General features: G+C 68.8%; 11 protein-coding genes. 10 read left to right on the forward strand and 1 reads right to left on the reverse strand.

All coding sequences use genetic code 11. The features are described from left to right. The first annotated feature begins 3 nt into the window (after positions 1-3). The 10 genes from ACN20X_RS05480 to ACN20X_RS05525 all read left to right on the forward strand — a co-directional run bounded on the left by ACN20X_RS05480 (position 4) and on the right by ACN20X_RS05525 (position 15,388). Entirely contained in the window at positions 4-1,464 is a 1,461-nt protein-coding gene (locus tag ACN20X_RS05480) for an MFS transporter (protein ID WP_016451955.1), read from the forward strand. A 47-nt stretch (positions 1,465-1,511) separates the two neighbouring features. Next, positions 1,512-5,366 (forward strand): nitrate reductase subunit alpha, encoded by a 3,855-nt coding sequence (locus tag ACN20X_RS05485; RefSeq protein ID WP_473210350.1) that lies wholly within the window; start codon positions 1,512-1,514, stop codon positions 5,364-5,366. A gap of 18 nt (positions 5,367-5,384) precedes the next feature. Further along, on the forward strand, positions 5,385-6,926 hold the full coding sequence (gene narH / locus ACN20X_RS05490; protein WP_013804387.1) for a nitrate reductase subunit beta: 1,542 nt from the start codon (positions 5,385-5,387) through the stop codon (positions 6,924-6,926). A gap of 11 nt (positions 6,927-6,937) precedes the next feature. Then, a complete protein-coding gene (gene narJ / locus ACN20X_RS05495; RefSeq protein WP_016451953.1) occupies positions 6,938-7,651 on the forward strand; it encodes a nitrate reductase molybdenum cofactor assembly chaperone in 714 nt (237 codons plus the stop codon). Continuing rightward, positions 7,648-8,385: a respiratory nitrate reductase subunit gamma gene (narI, locus tag ACN20X_RS05500; RefSeq protein WP_012203043.1), complete on the forward strand. Its 738-nt coding sequence runs from the start codon at positions 7,648-7,650 to the stop codon at positions 8,383-8,385. Before narJ ends, narI begins: the two co-directional genes overlap by 4 nt. 97 nt (positions 8,386-8,482) lie before the next feature. Beyond that, entirely contained in the window at positions 8,483-9,304 is an 822-nt protein-coding gene (locus tag ACN20X_RS05505; protein ID WP_016451951.1) for a peptidylprolyl isomerase, read from the forward strand. A 15-nt stretch (positions 9,305-9,319) separates the two neighbouring features. Continuing rightward, positions 9,320-9,997 carry a carbonic anhydrase gene (locus tag ACN20X_RS05510; RefSeq protein WP_016451950.1) on the forward strand — a complete coding sequence of 226 codons (678 nt, stop codon included), beginning with the start codon at positions 9,320-9,322 and terminating at the stop codon, positions 9,995-9,997. Between the two features lie 55 nt (positions 9,998-10,052). Next, the gene (locus ACN20X_RS05515) at positions 10,053-13,646 is read left to right on the forward strand and encodes an LAGLIDADG family homing endonuclease (RefSeq protein ID WP_016451949.1); all 3,594 of its coding nucleotides are present in this window, start codon (positions 10,053-10,055) and stop codon (positions 13,644-13,646) included. Then, positions 13,643-14,221, forward strand: coding sequence for a hemerythrin domain-containing protein (locus ACN20X_RS05520; protein WP_016451948.1), 579 nt, complete (start codon positions 13,643-13,645; stop codon positions 14,219-14,221). The genes ACN20X_RS05515 and ACN20X_RS05520 overlap by 4 nt, the downstream gene beginning before the upstream one ends. A 72-nt stretch (positions 14,222-14,293) precedes the next feature. Beyond that, entirely contained in the window at positions 14,294-15,388 is a 1,095-nt protein-coding gene (locus ACN20X_RS05525; protein ID WP_473210351.1) for an AbrB family transcriptional regulator, read from the forward strand. A gap of 8 nt (positions 15,389-15,396) precedes the next feature. Here the strand turns inward: ACN20X_RS05525 and ACN20X_RS05530 are convergent, their stop codons facing one another. Next, on the reverse strand, positions 15,397-15,963 hold the full coding sequence (locus tag ACN20X_RS05530; RefSeq protein ID WP_012203049.1) for a glycerol-3-phosphate responsive antiterminator: 567 nt from the start codon (positions 15,961-15,963) through the stop codon (positions 15,397-15,399). Position 15,964: the final 1 nt, after the last annotated feature.

The following is a 15,964-nucleotide window of genomic DNA, read 5'->3' on the forward strand; positions in this document are numbered from 1 at the left end:
CACATGCATGCGAACATCAAGACCGCCGCAAAGGCATCCGCGCGCAGCCGCCCCGGCAGCGTGCTGACCCTCTGGCGCCCCGAGGACAAACAGTTCTGGGAGCGCGAGGGCGAGGCCATCGCCAGGATCAACCTCTGGATCTCGGTGCCCGCCCTGTTCCTGGCCTTTGCCATCTGGCAGGTCTGGAGCGTGGTGGCCGTGAACCTGCCCGCGCTGGGCTTCACCTACTCCACCAACCAGCTGTTCTGGCTGGCGGCGGCGCCCGCGCTGTCGGGCGCCACGCTGCGCATCTTCTATTCCTTCATGGTGCCGCTGATGGGCGGGCGCCGCTGGACGGCGCTGTCCACGGCCTCGCTGCTGATCCCGGCCATCGGCATCGGCTACGCCGTGCAGGACGCCAGCACCGGCTATCCGACCATGCTGATCCTGGCCCTGCTGTGCGGCCTGGGCGGGGGCAACTTCAGCTCCAGCATGGCCAACATCAGCTTCTTCTTTCCCAAGGAGCGCAAGGGCTCGGCCCTGGGCGTGAACGCGGGCCTGGGCAACCTGGGCGTGTCGGTGGTGCAGTTCCTGAGCCCGCTGGTGATCACGGCCGGCATCTTCGGCGTCTTCGGCGGCGATGCGCAGACCATCACCAAGGCCGGCGAGACCACCCGGGTGTGGGCGCAGAACGCGGCCTTCATCTGGGTGCCGTGGATCGCCATCGCCTCGCTGGCCGCCTGGTTCGGCATGAACGACATCGCCGACGCCAAGGCCAGCTTCGCGGCCCAGGCCGCCATCTTCCGGCGCAAGCACAACTGGGTGATGTGCCTGCTGTACCTGGGCACCTTCGGCTCGTTCATCGGCTTTGCCGCCGGCTTTCCGCTGCTGATCAAGAGCCAGTTCCCGGCGGTCAATCCGCTGGCCTATGCCTGGCTGGGCCCGCTGCTGGGCGCGCTGTCGCGGCCTTTTGGCGGCTGGCTGGCCGACAAGGCGGGCGGCGCGCGCGTGACGTTCTGGAACTTTCTCGTCATGGCCGTGGCCGTGGTGGGCGTGCTGTATTTCCTGCCCAAGGGCAGCGGCGGCTACGCGCTGGGCTTGGGCCCTGCCGAGGGCAGCTTCATGGGCTTCTTCCTGATGTTCCTCGTGCTGTTCCTGACCACGGGCATCGGCAACGGATCGACCTTCAGCATGATCCCGGCGATTTTCCTGGCGCTCAAGCAGCGCGAGCTCGGCGCCCATCCCAGCGAGCAAGCGCAGGCCCATGCCCTCAAGGAGGGCAATACCGAAGGCGCGGCCGCCCTGGGCTTTGCGGGCGCGCTGGGAGCCTACGGCGGCTTCTTCATCCCCAAGAGCTACGGCAGCTCCATCGCCGCCACGGGCGGGCCCGAGCTGGCGCTGTGGGTGTTTGCCGCCTTCTATGTGCTGTGCGTGGGCGTGACCTGGTGGTACTACGCGCGCAGGAACGCCGAGATGCCCTGCTGAGCCCCGGGCCGCAGACCGCACCGCAACGAACAACAAGGAGTCCCGCGATGAGCCATTTTCTGGACAAGCTTTCCTACTTCTCCCTGCCCCGGCAGGAATTCTCCAACGGCTATGGCCAGGTGACGGGCGAGGACCGCACCTGGGAAGACGCCTACCGCGACCGCTGGGCGCATGACAAGGTGGTGCGCTCCACGCACGGCGTGAACTGCACGGGCTCGTGCTCGTGGAAGATCTACGTCAAGGGCGGCATCGTGACCTGGGAGACCCAGCAGACCGACTACCCGCGCACGCGCGCCGACCTGCCCAACCACGAGCCGCGCGGCTGCGCGCGCGGCGCCAGCTACAGCTGGTACCTGTACAGCGCCAACCGCGTCAAATACCCCATGGTGCGCGGCCGGCTGCTCAAGCACTGGCGCGCTGCACTGGCCGTGGCCAGGAGCCCGGTCGATGCCTGGGCCGCCATCGTCGAGAACGCGGATGCGCGCAGCGAGTGGCAAAAGCAGCGCGGCCTGGGCGGCTTCGTGCGCAGCAGCTGGGACGAGGTCAACCGCATGATCGCGGCGGCCAACGTCTACACCATCAAGAAGCACGGGCCGGACCGCATCATCGGCTTCTCGCCGATTCCGGCCATGTCCATGATCTCGTATGCCGCAGGCAGCCGCTACCTGAGCCTGATCGGCGGCGTGTGCATGAGCTTCTACGACTGGTACTGCGACCTGCCGCCGGCCAGCCCCCAGACCTGGGGCGAGCAGACCGACGTGCCAGAGAGCGCCGACTGGTACAACTCCAACTTCATCATCGCCTGGGGCTCCAACGTGCCCCAGACGCGCACTCCCGACGCCCACTTCTTCACCGAGGTCCGCTACAAGGGCGCCAAGGTCGTGGCCGTCACGCCCGACTACTCCGAGGTCGCCAAGCTGGCCGACCTGTGGATGCACCCCAAGCAGGGCACGGATGCCGCCGTGGCCATGGCCATGGGCCACGTCATCCTCAAGGAGTTCTACTTCGGCGAGCGCGGCCGCCCGGCCTATTTCGAGGACTATGCGCGCCGCTACACCGACCTGCCGCTGCTGATCCGCCTCAAGCGCCAGCAACTGCCCGACGGCCGCACGGCCCTGGTTCCCGAGCGCTATGTGCGCGCCAGCGACTTCGACGGCCACCTGGGCCAGGACAGCAACCCCGAATGGAAGACCGTGGCCTACGGCGAGGACGGCGGCGTGGCCCTGCCCAACGGCTCCATCGGCTTTCGCTGGGGCGAGGCCGGCCGCGCCGACGAGGGCCTGTGGAACCTCGAATCCAAGGAGGCGCGCACGGGCAACGACGTGCAGCTCAAGCTCTCGGTGCTGGACGGCCAGGGCGTGGACAGTGAAGTGGCCGACGTGGCCTTCCCCTACTTCGGCGGCCTGCAGTCGCCGGGGTTCGACGCCAACGAGCAGGGCACGGATGTGCTGCTGCGCCGCGTGCCCGTCTCGCGCATGGTGCTGGACGGCGAGGAGGCCATCGTGGCCACCGTGTTCGACCTGCTGGCGGGCAACTACGGCATCCACCGCGGTCTGGAAGGCGAGGGCGCCGATGGCGGCTATGACGCCGATGCGCCCTACACCCCGGCCTGGCAGGAAAAGATCACCGGCGTGCCGCGTGACCAGGTGATCGCCATTGCGCGCCAGTTCGCCGACAACGCCGAGAAGACGCGCGGCAAGTCCATGGTCATCATCGGCGCGGCCATGAACCACTGGTACCACTGCGACATGAACTACCGCGGCATCATCAACATGCTGATGCTGTGCGGCTGCATAGGCCAGAGCGGCGGCGGCTGGGCGCACTACGTGGGCCAGGAAAAGCTGCGCCCGCAGACCGGCTGGACCGCGCTGGCCTTTGCGCTGGACTGGCTGCGCCCGCCGCGCCAGATGAACTCCACCAGCTTCTTCTACGCCCACACCGACCAGTGGCGCTACGAGAAGCTGGGCGTGGAAGAGGTGCTGTCCCCGCTGGCCGACCGCAGCCAGTACGGCGGCGCCATGATCGACTACAACGTGCGCGCCGAGCGCATGGGCTGGCTGCCCAGCGCCCCGCAGCTGCAGGCCAACCCGCTGCAGCTGGTGCGCGACGCCCAGGCCCAGGGCCTGGACGTGAAGGACCACGTGGTGCAGTCCCTGCAGGACGGCTCGCTGTCCATGAGCTGCGAGGACCCCGACCACCCGGCCAACTGGCCGCGCAACATGTTCGTGTGGCGCTCCAACATCCTGGGCAGCTCGGGCAAGGGCCATGAGTACTTCCTCAAGCACCTGCTGGGCACCACCCATGGCGTGCAAGGAAAAGACCTTGGAGAACAAGACCCCCCCGATGCGCTGCGCGCCTCCCCCCAGGGGGCGGCCTGCTTGGGGCGGCCCGGCGCCGGCCATTCGGCCAAGCCGCAGGAAGTGCGCTGGCACGACAAGGCGCCCGAAGGCAAGCTGGACCTGCTGGTCACGCTGGACTTCCGCATGAGCACCACCTGCCTGTACTCGGACATCGTCCTGCCCACGGCCACCTGGTACGAGAAGAACGACCTCAACACCAGCGACATGCACCCCTTCATCCACCCGCTGTCGGCGGCCGTGGACCCGGCCTGGCAGGCCAGGAGCGACTGGGAGATCTACAAGGGCTTCGCCAAGTCCTTCAGCGAGGTCTGCGTGGGCCACCTGGGCGTGGAAAAGGACGTGGTGCTCACGCCGCTGATGCATGACACCCCCGCCGAGCTGGCCCAGCCCGATGGCGTGCGCGACTGGAAGAAGGGCGAGTGCGCCCTGATCCCCGGCAAGACCGCGCCGCAGATTGCCGTGGTCGAGCGCGACTATCCCAACCTCTACAAGCGCTTCACGGCCCTGGGCCCGCTGATGGACAGGCTGGGCAACGGCGGCAAGGGCATTGGCTGGAACACCGAGACCGAGGTGGAGCAACTGGGCGAGCTCAACGGCCTGGTGCGCGAGGAAGGCGTGAGCCAGGGCCGCCCGCGCATCGTCACCGACATCGACGCCACCGAGGTGGTGATGATGCTGGCGCCCGAGACCAACGGCCACGTGGCCGTCAAGGCGTGGGAGGCGCTGTCGAAGCAGACGGGGCGCGAGCACGCCCACCTGGCCCTGCACCGCGAGGACGAGAAGATCCGCTTTCGCGACATCCAGGCCCAGCCGCGCAAGATCATCAGCTCGCCCACCTGGTCGGGCCTGGAAAGCGAGAAGGTCAGCTACAACGCCTGCTACACCAACGTGCATGAGCTGATCCCATGGCGCACCCTCACCGGCCGCCAGCAGTTCTACCAGGACCATCCGTGGATGCGCGACTTCGGCGAGGGCTTCGTCAGCTACCGCCCGCCCGTGCACATGAAGGCGCTGCAGGAAGTGCAGGGCCAAAAGCCCAACGGCCACCCCGAGATCGCGCTGAACTTCATCACGCCGCACCAGAAGTGGGGCATCCACTCCACCTATGGCGACAACCTGATGATGCTCACGCTGGCGCGTGGCGGCCCCATCGTCTGGCTCAGCGAGGACGACGCCAAGAGCGCCGGCATCGCCGACAACGACTGGGTGGAGCTGTACAACGCCAACGGCGCCATCGCGGCGCGGGCCGTGGTCAGCCAGCGCGTCAAGCCGGGCATGGTGATGATGTACCACGCGCAGGAGAAGACCATCAACACGCCGGGCTCGGAGATCACCGGCACGCGCGGCGGCATCCACAACTCGGTCACGCGCATCGTGCTCAAGCCCACCCACATGATCGGCGGCTACGCGCAGTACAGCTACGGCTTCAACTACTACGGAACCATCGGCACCAACCGCGACGAGTTCGTCCTGGTCCGAAAGATGCGCCGCATCGACTGGCTGGATGACGAAGCTCCGGCCGGCGCAGCCGCCCATGCCTGAACAACAAGGAGAAACACGATGAAAATCCGCGCACAGATCGGCATGGTGCTGAACCTGGACAAGTGCATCGGCTGCCACACCTGCTCCGTCACCTGCAAGAACGTCTGGACCAGCCGCCCCGGCGTCGAATACGCCTGGTTCAACAACGTCGAGACCAAGCCCGGCATCGGCTACCCGCGCGAGTGGGAAAACCAGGCCAAGTGGAACGGCGGCTGGATGCGCCGCACGGACGGCTCCATCGCGCCCCGCCAGGGCGGCAAGTGGAGCCTGTTGATGCGCATCTTCGCCAACCCCAACCTGCCCCAGATCGACGACTACTACGAACCCTTCACCTACGACTACGAGCACCTGCAGTCGGCCAGGGAAAGCAAGGCCGCGCCCACGGCGCGCGCGCGCAGCCTGATCTCGGGCCAGCGCATGGAGAAGATCGAATGGGGTCCGAACTGGGAGGAAATCCTGGGCGGCGAATTCAGCAAGCGCAGCCATGACGTGAACTTCGAGCAGATCCAGAAGGACATCTACGGCCAGTTCGAGAACACCTTCATGATGTACCTGCCGCGCCTGTGCGAGCACTGCCTGAACCCGGCCTGCGTGGCGTCCTGCCCCTCGGGCTCGATCTACAAGCGCGAGGAGGACGGCATCGTCCTCATCGACCAGGACAAGTGCCGCGGCTGGCGCATGTGCGTCTCGGGCTGCCCCTACAAGAAGATCTACTACAACTGGCAAAGCGGCAAGGCCGAAAAATGCATCTTCTGCTACCCGCGCATCGAGGCCGGCCAGCCCACCGTCTGCTCCGAAACCTGCGTGGGCCGCATCCGCTACCTGGGCGTGCTGCTGTACGACGCCGACCGCATCGAGGAAGCGGCCAGCGTGGAGCGCGACCGCGACCTCTACCAGGCGCAGCTGGACATCTTCCTGGACCCCAATGACCCCGAGGTCATCCGCCAGGCCCGCATCGACGGCATCCCCGACGCCTGGATCGAGGCTGCCCAGTCCAGCCCCGTCTACAAGATGGCAGTGGACTGGAAGGTAGCCCTGCCGCTGCACCCCGAGTACCGCACCCTGCCCATGGTCTGGTATGTGCCGCCGCTGTCGCCCATCACCTCGGCGGCGAACGCCGGGCATCTCGACAGTGTCGGCCGCAGCCCCATCAATGGCGACCTGCCCGATGTCTCGCAGCTGCGCATCCCCGTGCAGTACCTGGCCAACCTGCTCACCGCCGGCGACACCACGCCCGTGGTGCGCGCGCTGGAACGCATGCTGGCCATGCGCGCGTACCAGCGCAGCAAGCACGTGGACCAGGAACAGAACCTGGCCGTGCTCCAGTACGCGGGACTGACGGTGGACGAGGTCGAGGACATGTACCAGACCATGGCGATCGCCAACTACGAGGACCGCTTCGTCATCCCCTCGGCCCACCGCGAATACGCCGAAAGCGCGTTCGATTTGCGCGGCGGCTGCGGCTTCTCGTTCGGCAACGGCTGCTCCGACGGCAACACCGACGCCAGCCTGTTCGGCGGCAAGAAGCCGCGCACCATCCCCATCCGCGCGCAAATGTGAGGACCGCCGCCATGTTCAATCACAACACCTCCACCCCCGTGCGCCTGACGCTGCGCGCGCTGGCCTGCCTCATCGGCTACCCGGGCGCCGAGCTGCGCGCCCTGCTGCCGGGCCTGATCGACGCCCTGCGCCTGGAGCAATCCGTGGCGCCCGCGCGGCTGCGCGAGTTGCAGCAGCTGGCCGAGCAGCTGCAGGCCATGGACCCCTTCGAGGCCGAGGCCCGCTACGTGGACACCTTCGACCGGGGCCACCAGACCTCGCTGCACCTGTTCGAGCATGTGCACGGCGACTCGGCCGACCGGGGCCCGGCGCTGATCGACCTGCAGCAGACCTACGAGCGCGCGGGCCTGGCCTTCGAGGCCGACGAACTGCCCGACCACCTGGCCGTGGTGCTGGAGTTCGCCTCCACCCAGCCGCCGGCCATCGCCCGTGAATTCCTGGGCGAGATGGCCCACATCCTCAACGCCCTGTTCACGGCGCTGGTGCGGCGCGACAGCCCCTACGCCAGCGTGATCGCGGCCGTGCTGGAGATCACCGGCCACAGGGCCGAGCGCGTGGAAATCCGCCCCGAGCCCGCCATGGACGAGGCCTGGGCCGAACCCGCCGCCTTCGACGGCTGCAGCAGCCAGGGCCAATCGCGCCCCGGCGCCGAGCAGCCCGTGCATTTCGTGCGCCGCACGGCGGCGCCCCAAGCCCAAGGACCCCGCCAATGGAGCCTGACATGACCCCCTCCTGGATAGACCACCTGCTCTTCGGCCTCTACCCCTACATCTGCCTGGCCGTGTTCTTCATCGGCAGCTGGCTGCGCTTCGACCGCGACCAGTACACCTGGAAGAGCGATTCCTCGCAGCTGCTGCGCAGCGGCAGCCTGCGCTGGGGCAGCAACCTGTTCCACATCGGCGTGCTGTTCCTGTTCTTCGGCCACACCGTGGGCATGCTCACGCCGCACTTCGTCTACGAGCCCTTCATGGCCGCAGGCGCCAAGCAGCTGCTGGCCATGGTCAGCGGCGGCATCGCGGGCACGCTGGGCTTCATCGGCCTCACCATCTTGCTGCACCGCCGGCTGTCGGACGTGCGCATCCGCGCCCACTCCAGGTTCAGCGACATCGCCATCCTCTGGCTGCTGTGGCTGCAGCTGCTGCTGGGCCTGGCCACCATCCCGCTGTCTGCAAAGCACATGGACGGCTCCATGATGATGGCCCTGGCCGAATGGGCGCAGCGCATCGTCACCTTCCGTGGCGGCGCGGCCGAACTGCTGGCCGAGGCCGGCTGGGTGTTCAAGGCCCACATGTTCCTGGGCATGAGCATCTTCCTGGTCTTCCCCTTCACGCGCCTGGTCCACGTCTGGAGCGGCTTCGGCACCCTGGTCTACCTGCTGCGCCCCTACCAGCTGGTGCGCTCGCGCCGCCTGGGCCTGCCCGCATCGTCGGCACGCCGTGACGCCAAGCCCGGCCATTGAGGAGATCGACATGGAACATGGATGCAACGGATCGGGCGGCGGCCACTGCGGCTGCGCGTCTCCAACCCCTTCTTCTTCTTCTTCTTCTTCTGCCCCGATGGGGGATCTCCCGGCGATTCCCGAAGTGCCGGCCTTCCCGCCCGTGGGCGAGGCCGGTGCCGAGGTGGCCCGCATCAACAACACGCCGCTGCACGCACCCGGACAGCGCCCGCCCGAGCGCGAACTGCGCCAGCGCGCCTGCACCGAGCTGCTGCGCCAGGCGGCCCAGCGCGAAGGCCTGCTGGGCGCCGATGATGCGGCCGGCGACGACGGCGTCATCAGCGAGCGCGCCTCCCGGGCCATAGAGCAGCTGCTGGAGCAATCGCTGCACCTGCCCGAGCCCGGCGAGGACGCCTGCCGCCGCCACTTCGATGCCAACCCCGCGCGCTTCGCCCAGGGCGAGCGCGTGCGCCTGCGCCACGTGCTGTTTGCCGTCACGCCCGGCGTGGACGTGCGCGCCCTCACCCAGCGGGCCGAGGCCCTGCTGATCGAGCTGCGCTGCGCCGACGACGCCGGCCTGCGCTTTGCCGAGGCCGCGCGCCAATGGTCCAACTGCCCCAGCGGCCAGCATGGCGGCGAACTGGGCTGGCTGGGCCGCAGCGACTGCGCGCCCGAATTCGCGCGCGATGTCTTTGCCTCCCAGGAAATCGGCGTGCTGCCGCGCCTGGTGCACAGCCGCTTCGGCCTGCACGTGGTCGAGGTCTGCACGCGCGAGGCGGGCGTTCTGCCCGACTGGCAGCAGGCGCGCCCAGCCGTCGCCCAGGCCCTGCACCAGCAGACCTGGGTGAGCGCGCTCCACCAGTACCTGCAACTGCTGGCCGGCCAGTCCGAGGTGGTGGGCGTGCGCATCGCTGCGGCCGACTCGCCGCTGGTGCAATAGCAGGGGGACGTGCCCATGCCCGACGACGAACTGCTGCAGCGCCTGCGGCGCTTCCACGAGCACGCCTTCCCGCAGTACCGCGCGCAGTTCCGCACCCTGGTCGAAGAGGGCCAGCATCCGACCACGCTGTTCATCGGCTGCTCGGACTCGCGCCTGGTTCCCTACCTGCTCACGGGGGCGCCGCCGGGCGAGCTGTTCCTGGTGCGCAACGTGGGCGCCTTCGTGCCGCCGTACGACGGATCGCACGGCCACCACGGCACGGCGGCGGCCATCGAATTCGCCGTGCTCAACCTGCAGGTCAGCCGCATCGTGGTCTGCGGCCACAGCCACTGCGGAGCCATCAAGGCCCTGTATGGAGAAGTCTCGCCCGAGGCACGCAACCTGCAGCGCTGGCTGGACCTGGGCCGCGAGGCCGTGCTGCCCGTGCAGGCCGGCCCCGAGGCGCTGCGCCGCACCGAGCAGCGCGCCGTCGTGCTGCAGCTCGAACGGTTGATGGACTATCCCATGGTGCGATCGCGGGTAGAGGCCGGGCAGCTCAGCCTGCACGGATGGCACTATGTCATCGAAGACGGCGAAGTCCATGTCTTCGATGTCCAGACCGGCCGCTTTGTTGCGGCATCTCAAGCTCCGCACAGCGGCACCGGGCCGTACCCGCCCTACGTGGAGCATGATGGACAAGTGCTTGTCGACTGAGGCCCGAGCAAGTGCCAGGGACGGCGGCAGGCAAGTCAACACGGGAGCCATGCCAATGCATCGCGAAAACCTGGGCCGCGCGCAGGACGCGGCGGATCTGCAGCCCATCAGCCTCGATGTGCTGCGCGAGAAATACCTCAAGGACGGCGAGACCGGCGTGGGCGAGCTCTACGCCCGCGTGGCCCGCGCCCTGGCCTCGGTCGAGCCCGAGGCGCGCCGCGCCGAATGCGAGGCCCTGTTCCTGGCCAACCTGCAGGCCGGCGCCATAGGCGCGGGGCGCATCATGAGCGCGGCCGGCACCGACTTGCAGGCCACGCTGATCAACTGCTTCGTGCAGCCCGTGGGCGACTGCATCCAGGGCGTGGACGACGGCGGCTACCCCGGCATCTACGAAGCCCTGCGCGAAGCCGCCGAAACCATGCGCCGCGGCGGCGGCGTGGGCTACGACTTCTCGCGCATCCGCCCCCGTGGCGCCGAGGTGCGCGCCACCGCCTCGCTGGCCTCGGGCCCGTGCAGCTACATCAACGTCTTCGACCAGTCCTGCGCCACCGTGGAAAGCGCGGGCGCGCGGCGCGGCGCCCAGATGGGCGTGCTGCGCATCGACCACCCCGACGTGCTCGAATTCATCACCGCCAAGCGCACGCCGGGCCGCTGGAACAACTTCAACGTCTCGGTCGGCGTCAGCGACGCCTTCATGCAAGCCGTGGCCGAAGACCAGCCCTGGCACCTGGTGCACCGCGCCCGCCCCGGCACCGCCTTGCTGGAGCAGGGTGCCCACCAGCGCGCCGACGGCCAGTGGGTCTACCAGACCCTGCCCGCCCGCACGCTGTGGGACACCATCATGCGCTCGGCCTACGACTTCGCCGAGCCCGGCATCCTCTTCCTGGACCACATCAACGACGACAACAACCTGCGCTACTGCGAGGAGATCGCGGCGACGAATCCTTGCGTCACGGCAGATACCTGGGTACTCACCGAGTCGGGACCAGCCCAGGTTGCAGACCTCGTCGGAAAGACATTTGGCGCCGTGGTCGACGGCCAGGTTTATGCCACCGAAAGCGCGGGCTTCTTTGCCACCGGCCGCAAGCCGGTGCTGCGGCTGACCACACGCGAGGGCCAGGTGCTGCGCCTGACCGCAGACCATCTGGTGCGGCGTGTCGCTCGCCGTACGCGCTATGCGTTGCAGGCTGAATGGACTCCGGCCGCCCAACTGCAGGCAGGCGATGAGGTACTGCTGCACAACCACCGTGCGTTTCAAGGCTGGGATGGGCAGGGCACCGAGGCCGAAGGCTACCTGTTGGGCCTGCTGATAGGCGATGGAACCCTCAAGGCCGACAAGGCCGTGATCAGCGTATGGGCGCCCGAGCTGCGCCAGGTTGCAGGCAACGCCGGCAGTGCGGTGGCCTATGCCGCCACGGGCGCGGCAGGCATCATGCAGGCCGCTGAGGCTGCAGCAGCCAGCTTGCGCCACCGCGCGGATTTCCGTGGATTCCAGCGGCCAGTGGCGGGACGTGGCGAGGCTCGCATGGCCAGTGCCGCATTGCGCGATCTGGCGCTTGGCATGGGGATGGAGCCAGGGCGCAAGTGCATCACCAAGTCCATGGAAGCGGCCTCTTCTGCATTTTCCGCAGGGCTGCTGCGCGGCCTGTTTGATGCCGATGGATCGGTCCAGGGCACACAGGACAAGGGCGTGAGCCTGCGCCTGTCCCAGAGCGATTCTGAGTTGCTGCGTACCGTGCAGCGCATGCTGCTGCGCCAGGGCATGGCGTCGACGATTTATGAGAACCGTCGGCCAGCCCAACTGCGCGCCATGCCCGACGGCAAAGGCGGCCAGCGCGACTATGCAACCCAGGCACAGCATGAACTGGTCATCAGCGGCGACAACCTTGGCATCTTTGTCGACCGCATAGGCCTTGCGGATACCGACAAGGCCGAACGGCTGGAGCAGGCCCTGGCCCAGTACCGGCGCACCCCGAACCGTGAGCGCTTCACTGCCACCGTCCAGGCGTTGGAGAGCGACGGCGAGGAAATGGTCTATGACGTCACGGTGGCAGACTGCCACGCCTTCGACGCCAATGGCCTGTATGTGCACAACTGCGGCGAACAGCCGCTTCCCTCCTACGGATGCTGCGACCTCGGCCCCGTCATCCTCACGCGCTTCGTGCGCCATCCATTCGGCTTCGCGGGCGAGCCTGTGTTCGACTTCGAGGCCTTCGAGCGCGCCGTGGCCGTGCAGGTGCGTGCGCTGGACAACGTGCTGGAGCTGACCTGGTGGCCGCTGCCGCAGCAGCGCGAGGAAAGCGAGGCCAAGCGGCGCATCGGCGTGGGCTTCACCGGCATGGGCAATGCGCTGGCCATGCTGCGCCTGCGCTACGACGCGCCCGAGGGCCGTGCCATGGCCGCGCGCATTGCCGAGCGCATGCGCGATGCGGCCTATGGCGCCTCGGTGGAGCTGGCGCGCGAGAAGGGGGCCTTCCCCAAGTTCGACGCCGATGGCTACCTGGCCGAAGGCACATTCGCCAGCCGCCTGCCCGATGCGCTGCGCCAGCGCATACGCACGCACGGCATACGCAACAGCCACCTGCTGTCCATCGCGCCCACGGGCACGGTCAGCCTGGCCTTTGCCGACAACGCCTCCAACGGCATAGAGCCGCCGTTCTCCTGGACCTACAAGCGCAAGAAACGCACGGCCGATGGCGGCAGCGCCGAGTACGCGGTCGAGGACCATGCCTGGCGCCTGTACCGCTCGCTGGGGGGCGACGTGCAGCAGTTGCCCGAGTACTTCGTCAGCGCGCTGCAGATGCCTGCGGCCGGCCACATCGCCATGATGCAGGCCGTGCAGCCCTTCGTGGACACGGCGATCTCCAAGACCGTCAACGTGGCCGCCGACTATCCCTACGAGGACTTCAAGGACCTGTACCGCCAGGCCTGGAAGGCAGGCCTCAAGGGCCTGGCCACCTACCGGCCCAACACCATCCTGAGTGCCGTGCTCGAAACCCATGCGCCCGAATCTGCTGAAAAGCCGGCCTCCCCCGCGCCGGCGGGAGCGGCGGCTTCCGCACCCGACCCGCTGCGCACCGTGATAGAAAGCCGCCCGCAGGGCGCGCTGGACGCCGTGGCCGAGAAGATCGAGTACTGGACCCAGCAAGGCCCCAAGCGCCTGTACCTGGTCGTCTCCTTCCTGCCCGTGGTCCTGCCCGATGGCCGCACCGTGGACCGCGCCATCGAATTCTTCATGCCCGTGGGCCAGAGCGGCGAGTCCCAGCAATGGGTGACCTCCAGCATGCGCCTGCTGTCACTGGCCGCGCGCGGCGGCTTCCTGGAGCGCGCCCTCAGCGACATGCGCAAGGTGGCCTGGGACCGGGGCCCCGTGCGCCTGGGCACCCACCAGCGCGACGACGGCACACGCGTGCCCATGTGGCACGACTCCGAGGTGGCCGCCATCGCCTATGCGGTGCAGAACATCCTGTCCCGGCGCGGCAGCGGCGCGCCGCCCGCCCCATCGCCGCTGCCCGAGCCCGAGGCCCTGGCCACCGACCCCATGGTCATGGCCGGCCGCAAATGCGAGGAATGCGGCGCCCATGCCGTGATCCGCAAGGACGGCTGCGAGTACTGCACGGCCTGCGGCCATCTGGGGAGTTGCGGGTGAAAGTTACCGTGGCCCCGCGCCCGCAGGGCGATGCCGTGCCCGGCTGGCGCGCGCCCGGCACGGGCTTCGACCAGCCCTTCGAGATGCTCGAAGCCTGCCACGAGCGCGTGCTGCGCATGCTGGCGCTGCTGGAGCGGCTGCGTGTGCATCTCCGGACCAAAGGTTGCGACGACAGCGCACGCCAGGCGGCGCGCGACATCCTGCGCTACTTCGACCAGGCGGCGCCGCTGCACCATGAGGACGAGGAGCTGCATGTCTTCCCGCCGCTGCTGGAGCAGGGCGATGCGCAGACCGTGGCCCTGGTGCAGCGCCTGCAGCACGAGCATGGCCTGATGAGCGCCGACTGGGCGCTGGCGCGCCAGCCGCTGCTGGACATGGCCGAGGGCCGTTGCCAGGGCTTTGGCGCGGCTGACGAGGCGGTGTTCGAACGCTTCGCGGCCTGCTATGCCAGCCATGTCGAGAATGAAGAGCGGCTGGCCTACCCGCAGGCGCGCGGCCTGCTGCCAGAGGCAGCGCAGGCGGCCATGGGCCGCGAGATGGCGGTGCGGCGGGGCGCGGACCTGTCACGGAGATAGCGCCGCCGGCAGCGCGCGGGAGCCGGCGCGGCGATACTCGCAGGCTTTGGACCTGCCCCCGCCTCGCCTGCCATGCCCGAGCGCCGCCCCATTTTCCTGCTTCGCATCGCACTGACCCTGCTGGGCGCCCTTGCCGCCGCCCAGCTGTGCCTGTGGCTGCGCACGCCGCTGCCCTGGATGCTGGGGCCGCTGATCGCCACCTCGCTGGCCTCCATCCTGGGCGCGCCCACGGCCAGTTCGGGCCGGCTGCGCAACGGCGGGCAGTGGATCATCGGCGCCTCGCTGGGCCTGTACTTCACGCCGGCCGTGGTGCAGTTGATCGCGGGGCTGTGGTGGGCGATTGCCGTGGCCATTGTCTGGGCGCTGCTGCTGGGCTGGGGCTTCGGCGCCTGGCTGTACCGCGTGCATGCGCCGCGCATGCCGCAGATACCGGCGGGCGAGATGCGCGCCACCACCTACTTCGCGGGCGCCATTGGCGCGGCCTCTGAAATGACGCTGCTGGCCGAGCGCGAGAACGCGCGCACCGACCTGGTGGCGGCCAGCCACAGCCTGCGCCTGGTCATCGTCACCGTGAGCATTCCGTTCGCGCTGCAGTGGAGTGGCCTGCACGGGCTGGAGGGGCTGACGCCGCCCAGCATCCGCATCGTCGAATGGGCGGGGCTGGCGCTGCTGGCCGTGCTCACGGGCCTGGGCGCCTGGGCCATGGACCGGCTCAGGCGGGCCAACCCCTGGTTCCTGGGCGCGCTGCTGGTGTCCATGCTGCTGACCATGTGCGGCCAGGAACTGTCGGCCGTGCCCCAGGCCCTGGTCAATGCGGCGCAGCTGGTGATCGGCATCAGCCTGGGCGTGCGCTTCAAGCGCGAATTCCTGCACACCGCGCCGCGCTGGCTGGGCTCCGTGGCCGTGGGCACCGTGGGGCTCATGGCGATCTGCGCGGGCTTTGCCTGGCTGCTGCACCTGGCCGTGGACCTGCCCTGGGTCACGCTGCTGCTGGGTACCTCGCCGGGCGGCATCACCGAGATGGCCATCACCGCCAAGGTGCTGCAGCTGGGCGTGCCCGTGGTCACGGCCTTCCAGGTCTGCCGGCTGATCGCCGTGCTGCTGCTGGTGGCGCCGCTGTTCCGCTGGGTGGAGGCGCGCGGGCCGGCCGCGTCGCGCACGGCCTAGGGCCCACCTCACCACAGCCCACTGTCGCTGGTAGACACCGCAATCGCACCACCGGCCAGCGCCTGCTGGACCTGCTCCTGGCTGCAGACGAAGCCCGAGGCCACGAGCGGCGGCAGGATGCGGCGCTCGGCCTCGGTGATGTGGGCCAGCATGGGGGCGGGCATGATCTGCACGAGGTTGGGGTCGCTCTGCTCCACGGCCTTGATGCTGCGCGGCCAGGTGGAGCGGTCGGTGACGAAGACCTTTTGCATGGTCAGCAGCCCGGCCTTGTTGGCGCGCTGGATGGTGGCCACGCGCGTGGACAGCAGGCTGCTGGCGCCCAGGTCCACAAGGTAGTCCACGCCGCCCTTGTCGGGCGAGATGCCGTCGCAGCTGTCGATGTTGACGATGGCGATCTTGCCCGCCCCGGTGATGGTGGAGATCACCGAGCGCAGCCGGCGCAGTTCGATGTTGGCGACGATGGCGACTTCGGCCTGGCTGGCCAGCAGCGCGTCCATCTGCTCGGCCCCGTACAAGGTGGCGATGACGGGGCGGCGCGCCAGCCGCGCGCCCAGGGAGTTGTCCGGGCGGCCCATG

The sequence above is a fragment of the Delftia sp. PX-1 genome, assembly GCF_055797465.1.